Raw genomic sequence first — 19,023 nt, forward strand, 5'->3', positions numbered from 1 at the left:
ATTTTGGCATCATCGCTGACCACTTTCACCGACGAGGCGAGAATTGCCCTCGACACGCTTTCGGGCCGCGCCAGCGGGCTTTTTTCGCCGTCGCTGCGGCTGGGCGTCACGGGCCTTTCCAGGGCGGGCAAGACGGTTTTCATCTCGGCCCTGGTCCACAATCTTATTCATGGCGGGCGCCTGCCGCTGTTCGAGGCGCAGAAATCCGGGCGCATCGCGCGCGCTTTCCTCGAAGAGCAGCCCGACGACGCGGTGCCGCGATTCCAGTACGAGGACCATATCGCCGCCTTGGTGAACGACCGCGTCTGGCCCGATTCGACACGCGCCATCTCCGAATTGCGGCTGACCATCGAATATGAATCGGCCTCCGGCTGGAACAGGATGTTTTCCTCCGGAAAACTGTCGGTCGACATCGTCGACTATCCCGGCGAATGGCTGCTCGACCTGCCGCTGCTCGGCAAGTCCTTCGCCGATTTTTCGCGCGAAGCCCTTGAAATGGCTGCGTTGCCGGTGCGCGAGGACCTGTCGCGGGCCTGGCGGGCGCTATCGGCCGAGATCGATCCGAACGCCGATGCCGAGGAGATGACGGCGCGCCGCCTGGCCGAGGATTTCGCCGCCTATCTCAAAGCCTGCAAGCTCGACGAGCGGGCGCTTTCGACCTTGCCGCCGGGCCGTTTCCTGATGCCTGGCGATCTCGAAGGCTCGCCCGCATTGACCTTCGCGCCTCTAAACAGCCTGGGCGACAAGCGCCCGCGCAGCGGCTCGCTGCATGCGATGATGGAAAGGCGCTACGAGGCCTACAAGACCCATGTCGTCAAACCCTTCTTCCGCGAACACATCACCCGGCTCGACCGCCAGATCGTGCTGATCGACGCCATGCAGGCGCTGAACGCCGGCCCCGGAGCCATGGCCGACCTGGAGCGCGCGGTGACCGAGATCCTCGCCTGTTTCCGTCCTGGACGCGGCAGCTTCCTCACCGATCTTTTCTCGCGGCGCATCGATCGTATCCTGATCGCCGCCACCAAGGCCGACCACCTGCATCACGACAGCCATGACCGCTTGCAGGCGATCGTGCGGCGGCTGGCAGACCGCGCCGTGGCGCGGGCGAATTTCACCGGCGCCGGCGTCGACGTCGTCGCCATGGCGGCGGTGCGCGCAACACGGGAAGGCACCGTCAAACAGGGCCGCGAGACATTGCCGGTCATCATCGGCACACCGCTCGCGGGCGAGACAATCAATGGCGACACCTTTGACGGGAAAGCTGAAACGGCCATATTTCCCGGTGATTTACCGGAGAAAATTGATGCTGTCTTCGAAGCTCCCGGGGGAGCGCGCAGGCAGGACAATACCGACCCGGCGATCCGCTTCGTGCGTTTTCGCCCGCCAAAACTCGAGCGCACGGCCGAGGGCGTCATGCTGTCACTGCCGCATATCCGGCTCGACCGTGCCTTGCAGTTCCTGATCGGAGACCATCTGGCATGACCGCGCCCCGCAAGCCGGCGGCATTCCGCATCGAACCGGAGGCCACATCGCAGCAGGACGCGGCGCAGGCGCGCCGTGCCCAGGCCGGGGCGCCGGAGGCGCGCCGTGTCCAGACCGACACACAGCGCAAGCCCCGCGCGGTGAAGAGCGATGTCGCGCTGGTCATCCCGTCGGAGATCGACGTGTTCGACGAGCCGGACATCGTCGCTGCCGAACCGCCGCCGGCGGTCGCTCGCAGGAAACGTTCATTGCTTGGCTCCATCTTCTTCGGCGCGTTCGGGGTGCTGGTTTCGCTGGCCATCGGCCTGTGGACCGATCAGCTCATTCGCGATCTGTTCGCGCGCGCCGAGTGGCTGGGTTGGCTGGCCGCCGGCATGGCTGCCGTCGCCGTGCTGGCGCTGGTGGTGATCCTGATTCGCGAGTTCCTGGCGATCGCCCGGCTTGCCGAGGTCGAAAAGCTGCAGAAACGTGCGCTCGATGCGATTGCACGCGACGATCCCAAGGCGGCGCGATTGGTGGTCGACGAGCTGTCGGCCTTCGTCGCGGCCAAACCCGAAACGGCTGCGGGCAGGCGCGCGCTGGCCGATCTGCGCGACGAGATCATCGATGGCGCCAATCTGGTGCGTCTCGCTGAGGCGGAGATCCTTGGCCCTCTCGACGCCAGGGCCAAGATCATGATCCTGGAAGCCGCCAAACGCGTGTCGCTGGTGACGGCCGTCAGTCCGCGTGCGCTCGTCGACGTAGCCTATGTCGTGTTCGAGGCCGGGCGCCTCATCCGGCGCCTTTCGGAACTCTATGGCGGGCGGCCGGGAACACTGGGTTTCTTTCGCCTGGCGCGCAGCGTGCTGGCGCATCTGGCGGTCACCGGTTCGATCGCCGTCGGCGACAGTTTCGTCCAGCAGATCGTCGGCCACGGCCTGGCTGCGCGCCTCTCCGCCAAGCTCGGCGAAGGCGTCGTCAACGGCATGATGACGGCGCGCATCGGCATCGCCGCGATGGAGACGGCGCGCCCCCTGCCCTTCAGTGCGGCAAAACGGCCGGGACTGGGTGATTTCCTCTCCGCGCTGACATCGTTCGCAAGCAGGAAGGAAAGCGAGAACACCCCGCCTGGCAAGTGAACGACGACCTTGGCAGTGACGAAGCATTAACCAATCTTGTTCATGGTCGCACTGGTTCCAAAACAGCCTCTTTGTTGCCGGGTGTCGTCGATGAAAAGCGTAATTCTGTCCAGCCTGTTGCCCCTGGCGGTTGCGATCACCACTGTCGCCGGCATTGCCGCACAGGCGTCCGCGGCGGAGCCGGACAAGCAGTTCTTCCGGTCCGCCGAAGGCAAGTGGGTGGGCCCGGGCGAGATCGTCGCCGGCAAATACAAGGGCACGAAGTTCAATTGCAGCTTCACCGGCTCGACGCCCGACGGCAAGATGGGCATGACGCTCGACGGCGGCTGCCGTGTGGGCATGTTCACCCAGCCGATGTCGGCCAAGATCGAGCGCAAGGGGCGCGATTACAAGGGCTCCTTCATGGGCGGCGCGGCCGGTGCCGGCCTCGATATCATCGGCGGCAATGTGGTCGATGCCCGCAAGGTGGTGTTCACCATCAACCGCAACCAGCTGCGCGGCGTCATGCAGGCACGCATCCCCGACGACAATTCGATGACGGTGACGGTTGCAGTGCGCGTCGCGGACCAGCTGGTGCCGGTGATCGGCATGAGCCTGAAGCGGGTCGACGCGATCGAAGTCGGCTCCATCGCGCCGAACTGAGCGCGTATCAACCGCCTGTAACCAAACACAAAAAGAGACGGCGGCCCATCGCCACCGCCTCCTTTTGTAGACGTCGATAGGAACGATCAGCCCTTGATCGCCGCCGTCACCTCATCATAGGCCTTGCAGGCGTCGGCCAGGGTCGTGGTGCCCTGATATTTGGTCGTCACCTCTTGCACCTTGGCCGTCAGATCGGCCGCCTTGGACGGATCCTTGGTAACCGCCTCCTGCAGCGCGGCGGCCATGTCCTGCGCCTTCTTGGTGGCGACCTCGGCCGTGCACTCAGGCGCCTTGGAGCAAGCCGAGCCGGCGAGCACCGCCAGGCCGACGGCAACGAGCAAAAACTTCTTCATGTCAGTCATCTCCTCAAAAAGGGCGCGGCTTGATCGCCACACCCTCCACTGGCCGAAGCCGAGCGTGCTTAACCTCCGATTGCAGCCAGACGCAACGCGGCCTCGCGCTCAACTTGTGTAACGTGCCTGCAACTTTGCCCGCCGCAGGATTCGGGCTGTTACATGCCCGCCGAAGCCCCTATCCTTGGGGCGCTGGCGCCTGATCCGAGGCGTCTTGACCCGACCGCACAGGCTGCGGTCCTCAAACGAGCGGAATGGCGGGAATGGCGGCAGAGGCAGCGGGCAGCGAGCTTGTTCAGGTGGTGGCGCTGCTCGCCGCGGGTGTTGTCACCGTTCCGATCTTCAAACGTATGGGCCTGGGTTCGATTCTCGGCTATCTGGCCGCGGGCGTGGTGATCGGCCCGTTCGGCATCGGTGTGTTTTCCGAATCGGGAGCCATCCTCCACGTCGCCGAGCTCGGCGTCGTGATGTTCCTGTTCATTATCGGGCTGGAGATGCAGCCGTCGCGGCTCTGGGGCTTGCGCCGCGAGATCTTCGGCCTGGGCGCGCTTCAGGTCGGGGTCTGCGCGGTCTTGCTGACCGGTGTGGGAATAGCCGGAGGCTTTTCCATCGCGCAATCCTTCGTCGCCGGAGCCGGCTTCGTGCTGACCTCGACGGCGATCGTCATGCAGCTTCTGGAAGAGCGCGGCGAAATCGCCTCGCCCAAGGGCCAGCGCATCGTCTCCATCCTGCTGCTGGAGGATCTGGCGATCGTGCCGCTGCTGGCCCTGATCGCGTTCCTGGCGCCAGGCGGCACCGACACCAGCCTGTCGGAGCGGCTGGCCGAGGTCGGTATCGGCCTTGCCGCGATCATCGGCCTGGTGCTGGCCGGACGTTTTCTGCTCAACCCTTTCTTCCGTATCCTGGCGGATGCCCGCGCTCGCGAGGTGATGACGGCGGCCGCCCTTCTGGTCGTTCTCGGATCCGCCCTTGCCATGCAGCTCAGCGGCCTGTCGATGGCGATGGGCGCGTTCCTGGCCGGCGTGCTGCTGTCCGAATCGACCTTCCGCCACCAGCTCGAAGCCGATATCGAACCGTTTCGCGGCATCCTGCTCGGCCTGTTCTTTCTCGCCGTGGGCATGTCGCTCGACCTGCATGTGGTGGTTCAGAACTGGCGGCTGATCGCCGTCTATGTCGTTGCCTACATGGTCATGAAGGCGCTCGGCATCTACATCGTCGCCCGCATCCTGAAGTCGGGCCATCGCGAGGCGCTGGAACGCGCCGTCTTCATGGCGCAAGGCGGCGAATTCGCCTTCGTCCTCTATTCGGCCGCCGCTTCCGTCGGCATCATCGACGGCCAGGCCAACGCGACGCTGACGGCCATCGTCATCATCTCCATGGTGCTGACGCCGCTGGCGATCGTCGCGTTGCGGTATCTGACGCCGCTCGACGAGCTGTCGCTGGATGGCGTCGACGTCGCCGAAGGGCTGACCGGCAGCGTGCTGATCATCGGATTCGGCCGCTTCGGCCAGATCGCCAGCCAGCCATTGCTGCTGCGCGGCATCGACGTGTCGATCATCGACAACGATGTCGAGATGATCCAGGCGGCGGCCGATTTCGGCTTCAAGGTCTACTACGGCGACGGCACGCGGCTGGACATCCTGCACGCTGCCGGCGCCGGGCGCGCACGCGCCGTGCTCATCTGCGTCGACAAACCCGATGCCGCCGTACGCATCGCCGAGCTCGTCAAAGCCGAGTTTCCCTTGCTCACCGTGCTGGCGCGCGCCTTCGACCGAGGCACCGCGCTACAGCTCATCCGCACAGGCGTCGACTATCAGCTGCGTGAAACATTCGAATCGGCGCTGGTTTTTGGCGGTTCGACGCTGGAGGCCCTGGGCGTCGACCCGGAAGACGTCGCCGAGGTGGTCGAAGACGTCCGCCGCCGCGACACCGCCCGCTTCGAGACGCAACTCGCCGAAGGCATCCGCTCCGGACAGCGCTTCCTGAAGGGCAATATCGGCACGCCGATCCCGACGCCGCTCTCCACGCCGCGCCGCCCCGGCCAGGCGCTCAACGAGGAAACGGCCGGCGTTCTGCACAAGTCCGAGCCGGCGGATTGATAGGAGAAAGCATGGATTTGGACAGCGGAGCCCTGTCGGTCACCAGATTCTGGCGTGATGCCGGAGCGGACGCATGGTTCGAGAAAAGCGATGTTTTCGACGGCGATTTCCGCAACCGCTTTCTTGAGCTGCATTACGCGGCCGCACGGCGCGAATGCGACGGCTGGTCGGAGCATGCCGAAGGCTCGCTGGCGTTGATGATCCTGCTCGATCAGTTTCCGCGCAACTGCTTTCGCGGCACCGGCCACATGTACGCCACGGACCCGCTGGCGAAGCATTTCGCCCAAAAAGCTGTAACGGCCGGCCAGGACCTGGTGCTCGAACCGGAATTGCGGGTGTTCCTGTATCTGCCGTTCGAACATTCGGAATTGCTCGCCGACCAGGAACGGTCGGTCGAGCTCACCGCGGCCAACGCGCCGGACTACCTCAAATACGCCGAAGAACACCTCGACATCATCCGGCGCTTCGGCCGTTTTCCGCACCGCAACAAGATGCTCGGCCGGGAAACCACGCCGGAGGAAAAAGTCTTTCTGGACGATGGCGGGTTCTCAGGCTGACGCTGGTCTATCCAGCCACCAGTCGCGGCCCGACGGCAGGCGTTCGATACCGGCCGCATCGACGGCGGCCAGCCGCTCCGAGACGCTTCGTCCGCTTACGGCAAGATCGGGCGCGATCTCGGCCAGAGGCGCCAGCACGAAGGCACGTTCAAGCATGCGCGGATGCGGCACTTCCAGGCCGGTTTCGTGGATGACGCGGTCGCCGAAAACCAGGATGTCGATATCGATCAGGCGCGGCCCCCAGCGCTCCTCGCGCACGCGTTTCAGCTTGCGCTCGGCATCGAGGCACAGGTCGAGCAATGCCCGCGGCGAGAGCCGGGTCGAGAGTTCGGCGGCGGCATTCAGGAAGTCGGGCTGGTCGAGCTTGCCCCAGGGCGGCGTGCGGTAGAGCGAGGACACCGCGGCTACGCGAGTGGCGGCATCGGCGTCGAGCAGGCGCAGCGCCGCCGCCATCGAACTCGCCGGATCGCCGAGATTGCCGCCAAGGCTGAGATAGACGGTGTTACTGCGGCCAGACAACGGTCACCTCGACGTAATCGAGCACGCCGGGCACCGGCGCATTCGGCTTGCGGACCGTGATTTCGGCTTTCCTGATCTGCGGGAAGCGTTCCGTCAGGGCTTTTGCGACTTCCAGGGCCAGCGCCTCGATCAGGAAGCGCCTGTGTCCGGTGATGATCTCCTCGATCACCGTGAAGGCAACACCGTAATTGACGGTTTCCCCGATGGCATCGTCGACCAGCGCGCGCCCGGGCTCCACGGTGAGCGAGGCGTCGACATAGAAGCGCTGGCCGAGCGCCTCCTCCTCGTCCAGCACGCCGTGCCGGGCAAAGAAGGCGCAGTTCTTCAGGCGGATGACATACATGGTTCAGCGTCCCGAAGCGGCGGCGGTTTCGCGCGCCAGCATAGCATCCGCCACGGCCAGCGCGTCCACGTTGATTGCGACATCGTGGACGCGAAACAGGTCGGCGCCCTTCAATCTAAGTATGACGCTTGTCGCCGCAGTCCCAGCCCCTCTTTCGGCGGCATCGCGGCCAGTGACGGTGCCGATGAAGCGTTTTCGCGAGGTTCCGGCCATCAGCGGAAATCCGAGGGCGTTGAGCTCGGAAAACCGCGCCATCAGGTCGAGGTTATCCTCGGCCGTCTCCTTGGCGAAGCCGAAGCCGGCATCGAGAACGATATGATCGTCGGCGATGCCGTGTCGGCGGGCGATTTCAAGCGATTTTTCGAGGAACGCGAACTGGTCGGCGATGACGTCGGGCAGTTTCCGGCGATCCCGCCCGGTATGCATGATGATGAGCCCCGCGCCGGTTTCGGCTGCGACACGCGCAATGTCCGGCTCGCGCTGCAAGCCCCAGACGTCGTTGACGATATGCGCCCCGGCCGCGACGGCCAGCCGCGCGGTCTCCGCACGATAGGTGTCGACCGAAATCAGCACCTCGCCGGAACGCGCCAGCGCCTCGATCACCGGCAGGATGCGCGCCTGCTCCTCGCCCGCCGTGATCGCGGACGCGCCCGGCCTGGTCGATTCACCGCCGACATCGACGACCAGGGCCCCTTCGCCCAGCATGCGGCGCGCCTGGACCAGCGCGGTTTCGGCGGCATCGAACAGACCGCCGTCGGAAAAACTGTCGGGCGTGACATTGAGAATGCCGACCACCACGGCCTTGTCGCCAAGGTCGAGATGGCGTCCGTGCGCCAACTGCCATCGCCTCGCCGTCATTGCTTATCAACCATGGGGCTCATCAACCGTGTGGCTCATCAACCATGTGTGATCCGCACCAGATCAATTCCGTTGCGCCGGCAATGGCCGTAAAGCAAGGTAGGACGAGAGGCAACCTGATGAAACGAACCCTGCTTTGCGCATTGCTGCTTGCCGCCACCGCCGTTCCGGCGGGCGCGGCCAATCTCGTCAAGACATATAGCTACTTCGCCGTTGGCGGCAGGACGCTAGAAGACATCGAGGCACAGCTTTCCAAACGTGGTCCGCAGGTGAAGAGCACGGGCTCGCGGCATCCCGGCGCCACACAGATGGCCTTCACCACGCGCATCAGCTATGCCGGGCAGTCCGGCTCCTGCCGGATCGCCGACGCCGCCGTGACCGTCAAGGTCAAGGTCATCCTTCCCGAATGGAGCCGCCCACGCAAGGCCGACGCGGATGTGCGGCTGTTCTGGGACACGCTGTCGTCCGACATCAAGCGCCATGAGGAACGCCATGTCGAGATCGCCAAGAATCACGCCCGCGAACTGGAAGACGCGCTGAAAGCCGCTTACCCGCAGAAGGACTGCGATGCGGCGAAGGCCAAGGCCGCCCAGATCACCGCCGCCATTCTCGCCAGACACGACCGCGCCCAGGTGCAGTTCGACCGCGTCGAAAGCGTCAATTTCGAAAGCCGCATCCTGCGGCTCCTGCGCTATCGCGTCGAGCGCATCGGCAACGGCCGGTTGCCGCCGACCTGAATGTCCTGATGCATGTCGCCTAAGGGGCGGCGGTGCGAGCCAACCGGGCCGAAGCGTAGTGCCAGCTTCGAAAAATTTCCGGGCAACGGTCGAAATCGGCCTATACGGGACGACATATCAGGGGTTGGCAAGGGCACGACCTTTCAAACACGAGCATCACGACCGATCGCGCCGCGGATGCAACCCGGCTAGCCCAGCCGACGCACCGGACGGCGCGCGCAAGCATATGGACGAAAGATTATGGACCAGGCTGTCGACAATCAGGCCGTGGCGGCCGCGAGCGCGCCGCTGACGGAAAGCGAAAAGAACGCCATTATCGGCGGCGTTCTCCTGTCGATGCTGCTGGCAGCACTTGACCAGACCATTGTGGCACCGGCCATGCCGACCATCGCGCGAGCGCTCGGCCACGCCGAGTACCTGCCCTGGATCGTGACCGGATATCTCCTGACCGCAACCGCCATGGCGCCGCTCTACGGCAAGATCTCCGACGTCTACGGCCGCCGGCCGACCGTCTATGGCGCGATCCTCATCTTCCTCGCCGGCTCGCTGGTCAGTGCGATGGCGCCCAACATGTTCGTGCTGGTGATCGGCCGCGCGATCCAGGGCGCCGGCGGCGGCGGGCTTTTCGCCCTGGCGCAGACCGTCATCGGCGACCTCGTGCCGCCACGCGAGCGGGCACGCTATGCGGCCTGGATCTCGGGCACCTGGGCAGTCGCCAGCATCGCCGGGCCCTTGCTCGGCGGCACGTTCGCCGAACATCTCCATTGGTCGCTGATCTTCTGGATCAACATTCCGCTCGGCATCCTGGCCATGGCCATCATCAACAAGCCGCTGCGCAAGCTGCCGGTCGCGGCAAGACGGCATCGCATCGACGGGCTCGGCGCGCTGCTTCTCGTCGCCGCCACGGCCCTGCTGCTTCTGGCGCTGAACTGGGGTGGCAGCGAATACCCCTGGCTATCGACGGAGATCCTGGGGCTCGTCGCCAGTTCCTTGGTCCTGTGGGGCGCCTTTGCGCTGCGGCTGCTGCGCGCAACCGAGCCGCTGATTTCGCTCGAGGTGCTGAGCAACCCGATCGTCCTTGCCGGCACGCTCTCCATGTTCCTTCTGCAGGCGGCCAATATCGGCCTGTCTGTCTACTTGCCGGTCTATCTCCAGTCGGTCATCGGCCTGTCGGCAAGCGAATCCGGCACCGCCCTCCTGGGGCTGATGCTTGGCACGGTGGCCGGCGCGACATTCAGCGGGCGCACCATTCCGCGTTTCGTCCATTACAAGCGGATCGCCATCTTCGGATTGGCCTTCGCCGTTCTATGCCTCGGCGCCCTCAGCCTGGTGGCGGGGCACGCCTCGCTGCTGGTTGTCGAGATCCTGACGACATGCGTCGGGCTCGGCAGCGGAACCACCTTTCCGGTGGCCACGGTGTCTGTCCAGAACGCAGTCGACCCCAGGCACCTTGGCGTCGCCACCGGCGTTCTGACGTTCCTGCGCTCGCTGGGCAGCGCGCTCGGCGTTGCTATCCTCGGTGCGGTCGCCCTGGGCAACGGGCTGCCGCTGGCGGGCGAAGGCGCGCAGGCGACCGGCGCCGGTGCCGAAGCTGCCGCCTTCGGGCTGATCTTCGTCGCCGCCGTGGTGATGTTGATCATGGCGCTGCTGACGCTCAGCCTGATGCCCGAAAAACCGCTGCGCGGCCATCCCGAGGCCCCCGTGCTGGCGGACTGAAGCGATACGCGTCAGGAGGCCTCCGCCACACCGAGCTTCTTCTGCAGGCTGGTCGACGAGGTCGTGTATTGGAAGACGATGCGTTCGCCCGGGCTGACGATGCGCTTGGCGGCCTGGGCCATCAGCGCGACCTCGTGAAAGCCCGACAGGATGAGCTTCAGCTTGCCGGGATACCAATTGATGTCGCCGACCGCGAAGATGCCCGGGACCGACGTCTGGAACTTCTCGGTGTCGACCGGAATCAGGTTCTCGTGAAGGTTGATCCCCCATTCCGCAATCGGTCCGAGCTTCATGGTCAGGCCGAAGAAGGGCAGCATCCGCGTGCAAGGAATTTCGATGTCGCCCTCCGGCCCCTTGATCAGGGCGGACGACAGTTGGCCGGCGGCGCCGGTCAAGCCGGTCACTTGCCCGACCTGGAAATCCAGCTGCTTCATCTCCTGCATGGCGTACATCTTGTTGACGCTGTCGGGGGCGGCGCGGAACTCCGGGCGCCGGTGGACCAGGGTCACGCTTTTTGCCACCGGCTGCAAATTGAGCGTCCAGTCCAGCGCCGAATCGCCGCCGCCAACGATAACGAGGTCGTGGCCGCGAAAGTCTTCCATCCGGCGCACCGAATAGAAGACGCTCTTGCCCTCATAGGGTTCGATGCCCGGGATGGGCGGGCGTTTCGGCTGGAACGAGCCGCCGCCGGCGGCGATCACCACCACCTTGGCCTCGAACACCTCGTTCTCGTCGGTGGTGACGCGAAAGCCGCCGTCCTCCAACCTCTCCAGGCTGGAGACCATGCGATTGTAGGTGAAATCAGGCTTGAACGGCGCGATCTGCTCGAGCAGCTTGTCGACCAGCCCTTGCGCCGAGATCGACGGCCAGCCGGGAATGTCATAGATCGGCTTTTCCGGATAGAGTTCCGCGCATTGGCCGCCGGGCCGGTCGAGGATGTCGATCAGGTGGCACTTCATGTCGAACAGGCCGAGCTCGAACACGGCGAACAGGCCGACCGGCCCTGCCCCGACAATGAGTACGTCTGTCCTGGTGATGCCGGTCATGGTGCGCGCCTCGCTGCTGGATTGGCGTGAGACTGCATGACCTCCGGCTTGCTGCCAAGCGGCAGCCGCAAAAATCAGAGCTGCGAACTCGGGTTGCAAGGGATGGACGACTGCCAGTCCGGCTGCCCCGCCACCTTTTCATGGCAGGGCAGCTTCTCACGATAGGAATTTTTTCTTGACGGGGTGCCCGCAACTATGGTAGATATTTGGTTGTGGTGCTGAGTTGCGCCGGAGGCCCGCCGCACAGGCGGGTTTTCCATTCAAGGCGACGTCAACAGCCGGCCCCCAAGGAACCCCCTGCCCGGATTCATTGCCTCGGGCAAAAATCGGCTTTTAGCCTTGGCGCTCGGGCACCCGCACCACCAGTCCGTCGAGCGCGTCGCGCACCTTGATCTGGCACGATAGCCGCGAATTCGGCTGGACGTCGTAGGCAAAGTCCAGCATGTCCTCTTCCATTGCTTCCGGCTCGCCGACTTCCGCCGTCCAGGCCTCGTCGACATAGACGTGGCAGGTTGCACAGGCGCAGGCGCCGCCGCACTCCGCTTCGATACCCGGCACGGCATTGCGGATGGCGTTTTCCATGACCGTCGAGCCGTTCTCGGCATCCACGTCGAAATGTGTGCCGTCATGGGCAATGAAGGTCAGTTTGGTCATTTGTCACCTGAGGGAGTTTCCGCCGAGATAATCACTCGGGCACACAAGTCAACTGCGGCGAGAAAGCGCCGCTCGGTGACGTTTTTCCGCAAACGGGTCTAGCGGTTGATGGCGGCGATGAAATCGCGCACTTCGTCGATCAGTTTGCCGAGCCGCGTAAGCGTCTGGCTGTCTTCCGGCTGCCGTTCTATCTCGGTGGCGCAATCGGCAATGGCAAAGGCCCCGACACCACGCGCCGAACCCTTCAGGCCGTGCGCCAGGAGCAGCCGGTCCTTGATGTCCGCATCGACTATCCTGTCGCGCACCGACAGCGCCTGTTGTACAAAGAGCGCCAGCACCTCCTGTTCGAGGCCGCGGTCGCCCATCGTCTGCCGCGCAAGGTGTGCCAAATCGATCGGTCGGGACCGCCTCGTTCCCGATACATCGCCCCCGGGCATTGAGAAGGCAATGCCGCTTTCGCCACGCATGAACTCGAACTCCGCTTCTTCGGCCGCCTGAAAAACTAGGCGAATCCAATGGACAACGGGTTAATGGATGGCCGGAAAAAATGTTGCGAAAGCGGCGCCGGAATCACGCTTCCGTTAACCTTATATTTAAAGTTTTACGTATCCCGCGGAATGCATGTTTTCTTTACCCCCCTGTGTCATTACGATACGAGGGGTCCATTTTCAGCCTCCTGCGCGTGGGTGCGACAACCAAAATCATAAGCCCGCGGCAGCTAGTACAGGGTAGCGAAGGCATGGCGAAGAAAACAACGACGACCAGATCTCTGGACAACGATGTGGCCAGGGAACTCGAGAAGGCACTCGATCTCGACCTCAGCGGCGACACCGGCAGCGGCGACCTCGATATAGCGGCCTCGATGGAAGATCTGGAAGCGCAGATATCCCAGGCCGCCGACGAATTGGCGCGCGAGGGACGCAATCAGACGCAGGCACCCGTCGTCAACCAAGCCCAGGCCGCGAATCCCGCGCCAAAGACCAGACCCGCCGAACTGCGCCCCGTCGAAACACGCAATGGCGGTCAGCCCGCCGGCTTCTCGCCGGCCAATGACGATCGTCAGAAGGATTACAAGACGCTTCTGCACAGCCTCAACCGGCGCGCCTCGAACACGATCTACTGGGTTATCGCCTTCGTTTCGCTGGCCTGGATCGCCGGCGCGGGCGGATTGGCCAACCTCCTCTTCGGGCCGAGCATCTGGAGGATCCGCACGCTCGACCAGTTCTTCGCCCGTCCCGAACTGATCGGCCTTGCTGTCGCGGCCATCGTGCCGGTCATCCTGTTCTGGGCCTTCGCCGCCATGATTCGCCGCGCGCAGGACATGCGCATCGCCGCCCAGTCGATGACGGAAGTGGCCTTCCGCCTCACCGAGCCGGAAAACATGGCCCAGGATCGCGTCATGATGATCGGCCAAGCCGTCCGCCGCGAGGTGGCCGCCATGGGCGAAGGCATCGAACGCACGCTGGCCCGCGCCGTCGAACTGGAAACGCTGGTCCACAGCGAGGTCAACCAGATCGAGCGCTCCTATTCGGAAAACGAAACCCGCATCCGCTCGCTCGTCGACGGGCTCGGCAGCGAGCGCGAGGCGGTCGTCAGCCATGCGGAGCGGGTTCGCGCTTCGATCGCCGGCGCGCACGACACCCTCAAGGACGAAATCGGCGCTGCCAGCGACCTCATCCGCGACAGCATTCTCAATGCATCGACCAAACTGTCGATGACCATCACCAATTCCGGCGACACGCTTATCGACCGCATCAACGAAAGTTCGCTGTCGATCTTCGATTCGGTGGAAGGACGGCTCGACACCATAACCGACAAGCTTTCGACTTCCGGCGAGGCTTTCGCCAGCCTGCTCGACACGCGCATCGCCAAGCTGACGGACACGACAGACGGCCTGACCCGGTCGTTGACCGACCTGCTCGACGATCGCACCAACGGCATGGTGTCGCTGCTTGGTGGCGCCGCGCGCACACTCAATTCGGAATTCGAGGCCAGCCTCAACGGCATCGAGCGCACGCTCGCCGAGCGCGGCCAGGCGCTGATCAGCGAGTTCCAGACCCGCGCCGAGGCTCTCGACACCGGCACGCAGAAGCTCAACGCAGCACTCGAAGCCCGCGCCCGGCAGATCAACGAAACGCTGGTCGAACGCGCGCGCGAAATCGCCCACACCTTCGCCGAGAGCAAGGACACGCTGACGGCGATGATCGACCAGGGCAAGACCCAGATCGGCGCCGACATGGCCGATATCGTCACGTCGACCTCGTCCATGCTCGAAGCGCGCGCCAGCGATTTCGCCGGACGCATGGAAGCGGCGCGCCACGTCGTCTCGCGCTCGTTCGATGCCGATATCCAGCGGCTTGCCGATGCCCGCGTGGGCATAGAGGAAGCGGTCGAAAATCACAGCCGCAGCCTTTCCGAGAGCCGCGAGCGCATGGCGGCCGCGATGCAGGCCGATCTGGCCAAGTTCGCCGAGAGCCGTGCCGGCATCGATGCCGCGGTAACCGACCAGGTGCAGAAGCTGGCCGAAGGCCGCAGCCTGATCGCGCGCGCTCTCGAAGAAGATCTGCGCAAGGTCAACGAATCGCGCGCTGCCATCGACGCTTCGCTCGGCAGCCACCTCGAAAGGCTGGAAGAAGGTCGCAACCGGCTCTCCCAGGCTCTCAACGAAGACTCCGGAAAGCTGGTGCAAGCCCGTACAATCATTGACGAAATGGTTGCTGGGCATGTTGGCAAGCTGGCCGAGGGCCGCAACATTCTCTCGCGCGCGCTCGAAACCGACCTCGGCAAGCTTGTGGACACGCGCGCCGACATTGATGGCCTTGTCGCCGGTCAGGTCGAGAAGATCGCCGAGGGCCGCGCGGTACTCGCCAAGGCGCTGGAGAACGACATCGCCGGCATCAAGGACCTCATCGAGGCGCATTCGGCCAAACTGGCGGAAGACCGCTCGCAGCTCGGCCGTTCGCTGGAGGACGATCTGTCCAGCATACGCGGGCTGATCGAAGACCATTCGGGCCGCCTGGCCGAAGATCGCAGCCTGCTGTCGCAGACCCTTGAAGCCGACCTTGCCAAGCTCGCCGAGAGCCGCTCGAGCATCGACGGCCTGGTCGCCGGTCAGGTCGAGAAACTGGCCGAAGGCCGCGATATTCTCAGGCGGGCGCTGGAATCCGACCTCAACGCGATCAAGGGCGTCATATCGAGCCAGTCCGAGAGGCTGGCCGAGGACCGCGGGCAGCTGTCGCGGGTTCTCGAGGCGGACTTGCAGAACGTGAACAGCGTCATTGCCGACCACATGAACAAGCTGGTCCAGGACCGTTCGACCTTGTCGAAAGCGCTTGAGGAGGATCTCGCCAAGCTGGCCGAAAGCCGTTCGAGCATCGACGGGCTGGTGGCCGGCCAGGTCGAGAAGCTGGCCGAAGGCCGCGACATCCTGCGCCGTGCGCTGGAAGCCGATCTCAACACGATCAAGAGCACCGTCGCCGATCAGTCCCAGAAACTGGTCGAAGATCGGGGACAATTCGCCCGGGCGCTCGAAGCCGACCTCGAAAACGTCAACAGTCTCGTCAACAGCCACTCCGAAAGGCTTGTCCAGGATCGTTCGGCGCTGTCGAAGGCACTCGAAGACGATCTGGAAAACGTCAACGGACTGGTCAATAGCCACTCCGAGCGGCTTGTCCAGGAGCGTTCGGTGCTGTCGAAGGCACTCGAAGACGATCTCGCCAAGCTGGCCGAAAGCCGCTCGAGCATCGACGGCCTTGTCGCCGGCCAGGTCGAGAAGCTGGCCGAAGGCCGCGACATCCTCAAGCGCGCGCTGGAGGCCGATTTGCAGAGGCTGTCGGAGAGCCGTGGCGATCTCGACGGCATCATCGCCGGACATGTCGGCAAGCTGGCCGAAGGCCGCGACGTGCTGAGCCGCGCGCTGGAAGACGATCTCGGCAGGCTCGCCGAGACCCGCAAGGACATCGATCGTTCACTGTCGGGTCACATCGACCAGATCGCGGCCAGGAGCACCGACATCTCCGCTGCGATCGCCGCCGACGTGGACAAGATCGAGCAGGCGTTCAGTCGCCAGACCGGCATCATCGAGGAGCGTGCGGGCACGATGGAGCGTGCGCTGTCGACAGGCGTCGACAATGTGCGCAACGTGCTCGAGAAGAGCGCCGTCTTCGTGGCCGGTGCCTTGCGCGAGAAGGTCCTGGAGGTCACCAGCGTCCTGCATGAGCAGGCGGGCCAAGCCTTCTCCGATGCGGATCGCAAGATCGCCGAGCGCGCCGAGCAGACCTCGGCCGCCCTGCTGGCTCGGGCCGAAGACATCGCCCGCACCTTCGAGGAGGCGGATCGCCGTCTCCACGCCCGTGCGGAAGACACGTCGAGCGCCTTGCTTGCCCGCGCGGACGATGCGTCCAGTTCCTTGCTGGCGCGAGCCCATGAAACCGCCGATCAGCTTGCGGCCCGTGCAAGCGAAATCGCCGGCACGTTCGACACGGCCGACCAGAAGCTGGCCGCCCGCGCCCAGGAGACCGCCGACCAGTTGGCGGCTCGGGTGAGCGAGATTGCCGGCACCTTCGACGCGGCCGACCAGAAGCTGGTTGCCCGGGCCGTCGAAACGGCACAGTCGCTGGCCGCCCGCGCCGGCGATATCCTGCGCAATTTCGAAGGCGCCGATCAGCGGCTCGGCATGCGCATCGGCGAATCGGCCGAAGCTCTTGCCGCGCGTGCAGCGGATCTCGGCCGCATCTTCGACGCCGCCGACCAGCACCTGGTCTCGCGCATCGCCGAAGGTTCGGAAGCGCTGTCAGGCCGCGCCTCCGAAATCGCCCGCATCTTCGATGATGCGGACAACCGACTGGTTTCCCGCATCGCCGCCAGCACCTCGACCATCGGCGAACATGCGCAGAGCATCGTTGGCGCCTTCACCAGCACAGAGCAGAGGGTCGCCGACCGTGCGCGCCAGACCGGCCAGGAGCTGGCCGCGCATGCCCGTGAAATCGAGCAGGCGCTCGCCGGCGCCGACGAGCGGCTCGCATCGACCGCGGCAACGGCTGCTGCCCGCGTCGAAGAGCAGATCGCCAGCGTCGAGAACCGGCTCGCCCATACCGCCGAGACGATGGGCCAGAAGCTCAACGAGCAGGTGTCGAGCGCCGAGGCGCAACTCGTGTCGCGTGCCAACGTGATCGCGGAGACCTTCACCGCGGTCGGCCAGCATATCGGCCAGAGCACCAACGACGCAGCCAAGACGATCGGCGCCAACACCCGCGAGCTCAACACCATGCTCGCGGCACGGTCGGCGGAGATGTCGAAGATCCTCGATGAGACCGCGCGGCCGCTGGTCGAGCGTTTCGCCCAGGGCGGCTCGGAACTGCAAAAGAGCATGGAAGAGGTCACCGAACGTGCCGCCGAGAAGCTGCGCAGCGAAAACGCAGCCCTCGTCAACGCGCTCGCCAGCCGCACCGCCGAGACCCTTTCGGCGGTCGAAGGTGCCCGCTCGTCGCTATCCGACAGTGTCGCCGACCTGATCGGCCGAATGACCACGTCGAGCGCGCAGCTCGGTCAGCTGATCGAACAGGCCGCGGCCAATCTCGGCCAGGTCGACGAACGCCTGACCGGCAGCACGCAAAGCTTCGCGGCAACCACCGAGAAAGCGGCGCAGACCTTCGCCAGCTCGGCAAGGCTGGTCGATTCGAACACGACCAGGCTGACGGAACTGTCGTCGTCGACCTTGCGCGAGGTCGCGTCCATCGCCACCAAGTTCGATGAACACAGCCGCCTGCTCGCCGGTGCTTCGGACCTCCTGAGCTCGGCCCAGAGCAACCTCGAACACACGCTAGAAAGGCAGTCTTCACTCGAGGATCTCGCTGTCGGCCTGGTCAAGAAGTCGGAGGATCTCGAAAGGGTCATGCGCTCGTTCGAGAATCTGGTCGGCCAGACGCTGCAAAATGCGGAAGGCAGGACGCTGGAATCGGCCGACAAGATCCGCAACGCCATCACCGACGTCGTCGATTCGGCAACCAAGCGCTTCTCCGACGCGACCGAGGAAATGCGCCGCACCGCCGGCGCCATCAAGAGCGAGCTCGACCTCACCCGCGCCGAGCTCAAGAAAGGCGTCATCGAGATGCCGGAAGAGGCCAAGGAATCGACATCGGCCATCCGCCGCGCGGTTTCCGAGCAGATCAACGCCCTGAAGGAGCTTTCGGACATCGTTGCGAAGTCCGGCCGCAGTGGTGGAGAGCCCTCGGAATCGCGCAATTTGCGCCCGGCGCCGCAAGCCCCGGCAGCGCCCCGCGCGGCAGAGCCGCCGCGCCGCGCTCCCGCGCCACAGCCGGAACTTCGCGCGCCGCAGGCGCCGGCGGGCGGCACAGCGCTACGCGGCACGCTTGACCTGGAGCGCCCCGCCGACACGGCGCCGCGCCAGCGTCCCGACGCCGGCGCCCGCACGCAACAGGGCGGCTGGGTGCGCGATCTCCTGAGCGGGGCGTCACGCGAGGACGAAGCCAAGCCGGCAACACCCGCCGACGCACCGCGCGCCGCCCCTGCCCAGCGTTCGCCGCTTCACGTCGTGGAATCACTGAACTCGCTGTCCGTCGACATCGCACGGGCCATCGATCACGATGCGTCGATCGAACTGTGGAATCGGTACCGGCGCGGCGAGCGTGACGTGTTCACGCGGCGGCTCTATACGCTGAAGGGCCAGCAGACGTTCGACGAGATCCGTCGCAAGTACCAGACGGAGGCAGAGTTCCGCGCCGCCGTCGACCGCTACTGCGATGATTTCGAGAAGCTGCTGAAGGACGTGTCGCGCAACGACCGCGACAACATCATGGCGCAGACCTACCTGACCTCGGATACGGGCAAGGTCTACACCATGCTGGCCCACGCCAGCGGCCGCCTGCACTAGGCAGCGG

The 19,023-nt window shown here is 64.9% G+C and carries 15 protein-coding genes; 8 read left to right on the forward strand and 7 right to left on the reverse strand.

Features of this window, described 5'->3' with window-relative positions; translation table 11 throughout:
* The first annotated feature begins 3 nt into the window (after window positions 1–3).
* The 3 genes from FJ973_RS22605 to FJ973_RS22615 all read left to right on the forward strand — a co-directional run bounded on the left by FJ973_RS22605 (window position 4) and on the right by FJ973_RS22615 (window position 3,242).
* Window positions 4–1,482 (forward strand): YcjX family protein, encoded by a 1,479-nt coding sequence (locus FJ973_RS22605; RefSeq protein ID WP_140557785.1) that lies wholly within the window; start codon window positions 4–6, stop codon window positions 1,480–1,482.
* Window positions 1,479–2,600, forward strand: a complete 1,122-nt coding sequence (locus FJ973_RS22610; RefSeq protein WP_140498894.1) for a YcjF family protein — start codon at window positions 1,479–1,481, stop codon at window positions 2,598–2,600. Before FJ973_RS22605 ends, FJ973_RS22610 begins: the two co-directional genes overlap by 4 nt.
* Before the next feature lie 90 nt (window positions 2,601–2,690).
* On the forward strand, window positions 2,691–3,242 hold the full coding sequence (locus FJ973_RS22615) for a hypothetical protein (protein WP_140498896.1): 552 nt from the start codon (window positions 2,691–2,693) through the stop codon (window positions 3,240–3,242).
* A gap of 86 nt (window positions 3,243–3,328) precedes the next feature.
* Here FJ973_RS22615 and FJ973_RS22620 read toward each other — a convergent pair whose 3' ends face one another.
* Window positions 3,329–3,595: a hypothetical protein gene (locus tag FJ973_RS22620; protein WP_140547541.1), complete on the reverse strand. Its 267-nt coding sequence runs from the start codon at window positions 3,593–3,595 to the stop codon at window positions 3,329–3,331.
* Window positions 3,596–3,858: 263 nt separating this feature from the next.
* Here FJ973_RS22620 and FJ973_RS22625 point away from each other — a divergent pair, with 263 nt between their 5' ends.
* Both FJ973_RS22625 and FJ973_RS22630 read left to right on the forward strand, forming a co-directional pair.
* Window positions 3,859–5,694: a monovalent cation:proton antiporter-2 (CPA2) family protein gene (locus tag FJ973_RS22625; RefSeq protein WP_140557787.1), complete on the forward strand. Its 1,836-nt coding sequence runs from the start codon at window positions 3,859–3,861 to the stop codon at window positions 5,692–5,694.
* 11 nt (window positions 5,695–5,705) lie between these two features.
* Window positions 5,706–6,251: a DUF924 family protein gene (locus FJ973_RS22630; protein WP_140557789.1), complete on the forward strand. Its 546-nt coding sequence runs from the start codon at window positions 5,706–5,708 to the stop codon at window positions 6,249–6,251.
* Here FJ973_RS22630 and folK read toward each other — a convergent pair.
* The 3 genes from folK to folP are packed head-to-tail and all read right to left on the reverse strand — an operon-like array spanning window position 6,243 to window position 7,971.
* Window positions 6,243–6,770 carry a 2-amino-4-hydroxy-6-hydroxymethyldihydropteridine diphosphokinase gene (folK, locus tag FJ973_RS22635; protein ID WP_140498903.1) on the reverse strand — a complete coding sequence of 176 codons (528 nt, stop codon included), beginning with the start codon at window positions 6,768–6,770 and terminating at the stop codon, window positions 6,243–6,245. The two genes, FJ973_RS22630 and folK, sit on opposite strands and share 9 nt — an antisense overlap.
* Entirely contained in the window at window positions 6,754–7,113 is a 360-nt protein-coding gene (folB, locus tag FJ973_RS22640; protein ID WP_140498905.1) for a dihydroneopterin aldolase, read from the reverse strand. The genes folK and folB overlap by 17 nt, the downstream gene beginning before the upstream one ends.
* A gap of 3 nt (window positions 7,114–7,116) precedes the next feature.
* A complete protein-coding gene (gene folP, locus FJ973_RS22645) occupies window positions 7,117–7,971 on the reverse strand; it encodes a dihydropteroate synthase (RefSeq protein WP_140557791.1) in 855 nt (284 codons plus the stop codon).
* 119 nt (window positions 7,972–8,090) lie between these two features.
* Between folP and FJ973_RS22650 the strand changes: the two genes are divergently transcribed.
* Window positions 8,091–8,708 (forward strand): DUF922 domain-containing protein, encoded by a 618-nt coding sequence (locus FJ973_RS22650; protein ID WP_181170937.1) that lies wholly within the window; start codon window positions 8,091–8,093, stop codon window positions 8,706–8,708.
* A gap of 240 nt (window positions 8,709–8,948) precedes the next feature.
* Window positions 8,949–10,424: an MDR family MFS transporter gene (locus FJ973_RS22655; protein ID WP_140557794.1), complete on the forward strand. Its 1,476-nt coding sequence runs from the start codon at window positions 8,949–8,951 to the stop codon at window positions 10,422–10,424.
* Window positions 10,425–10,435: 11 nt separating this feature from the next.
* On the opposite strand, the gene FJ973_RS22660 is transcribed toward FJ973_RS22655, so the two are convergent.
* The 3 genes from FJ973_RS22660 to FJ973_RS22670 form a co-directional block, all read right to left on the reverse strand.
* Window positions 10,436–11,470, reverse strand: a complete 1,035-nt coding sequence (locus FJ973_RS22660; RefSeq protein ID WP_140557796.1) for an NAD(P)/FAD-dependent oxidoreductase — start codon at window positions 11,468–11,470, stop codon at window positions 10,436–10,438.
* A gap of 333 nt (window positions 11,471–11,803) precedes the next feature.
* Window positions 11,804–12,124: a 2Fe-2S iron-sulfur cluster-binding protein gene (locus FJ973_RS22665; protein ID WP_137931040.1), complete on the reverse strand. Its 321-nt coding sequence runs from the start codon at window positions 12,122–12,124 to the stop codon at window positions 11,804–11,806.
* Window positions 12,125–12,222: 98 nt separating this feature from the next.
* On the reverse strand, window positions 12,223–12,591 hold the full coding sequence (locus FJ973_RS22670) for an Hpt domain-containing protein (RefSeq protein ID WP_140498914.1): 369 nt from the start codon (window positions 12,589–12,591) through the stop codon (window positions 12,223–12,225).
* Between the two features lie 272 nt (window positions 12,592–12,863).
* On the opposite strand from FJ973_RS22670, the gene FJ973_RS22675 reads away from it, so the two are divergent.
* Window positions 12,864–19,016 (forward strand): kinesin, encoded by a 6,153-nt coding sequence (locus FJ973_RS22675; RefSeq protein WP_140557797.1) that lies wholly within the window; start codon window positions 12,864–12,866, stop codon window positions 19,014–19,016.
* Window positions 19,017–19,023 lie beyond the last annotated feature (7 nt).

It is taken from the genome of Mesorhizobium sp. B2-1-3, from assembly GCF_006442495.1.
Lineage (GTDB): Bacteria > Pseudomonadota > Alphaproteobacteria > Rhizobiales > Rhizobiaceae > Mesorhizobium.

Coding starts and splice junctions, on each gene's coding strand:
- FJ973_RS22610 (WP_140498894.1), top strand. CDS start 1,479: ATGACCGCGCCCCGCAAGCCGGCGGCATTCCGCATCGAACCGGAGGCC.
- FJ973_RS22615 (WP_140498896.1), top strand. CDS start 2,691: ATGAAAAGCGTAATTCTGTCCAGCCTGTTGCCCCTGGCGGTTGCGATC.
- FJ973_RS22620 (WP_140547541.1), bottom strand. CDS start 3,595: ATGAAGAAGTTTTTGCTCGTTGCCGTCGGCCTGGCGGTGCTCGCCGGC.
- FJ973_RS22625 (WP_140557787.1), top strand. CDS start 3,859: ATGGCGGCAGAGGCAGCGGGCAGCGAGCTTGTTCAGGTGGTGGCGCTG.
- FJ973_RS22630 (WP_140557789.1), top strand. CDS start 5,706: ATGGATTTGGACAGCGGAGCCCTGTCGGTCACCAGATTCTGGCGTGAT.
- folB (WP_140498905.1), bottom strand. CDS start 7,113: ATGTATGTCATCCGCCTGAAGAACTGCGCCTTCTTTGCCCGGCACGGC.
- folP (WP_140557791.1), bottom strand. CDS start 7,971: ATGACGGCGAGGCGATGGCAGTTGGCGCACGGACGCCATCTCGACCTT.
- FJ973_RS22650 (WP_181170937.1), top strand. CDS start 8,091: ATGAAACGAACCCTGCTTTGCGCATTGCTGCTTGCCGCCACCGCCGTT.
- FJ973_RS22655 (WP_140557794.1), top strand. CDS start 8,949: ATGGACCAGGCTGTCGACAATCAGGCCGTGGCGGCCGCGAGCGCGCCG.
- FJ973_RS22660 (WP_140557796.1), bottom strand. CDS start 11,470: ATGACCGGCATCACCAGGACAGACGTACTCATTGTCGGGGCAGGGCCG.
- FJ973_RS22665 (WP_137931040.1), bottom strand. CDS start 12,124: ATGACCAAACTGACCTTCATTGCCCATGACGGCACACATTTCGACGTG.
- FJ973_RS22670 (WP_140498914.1), bottom strand. CDS start 12,591: ATGCGTGGCGAAAGCGGCATTGCCTTCTCAATGCCCGGGGGCGATGTA.
- FJ973_RS22675 (WP_140557797.1), top strand. CDS start 12,864: ATGGCGAAGAAAACAACGACGACCAGATCTCTGGACAACGATGTGGCC.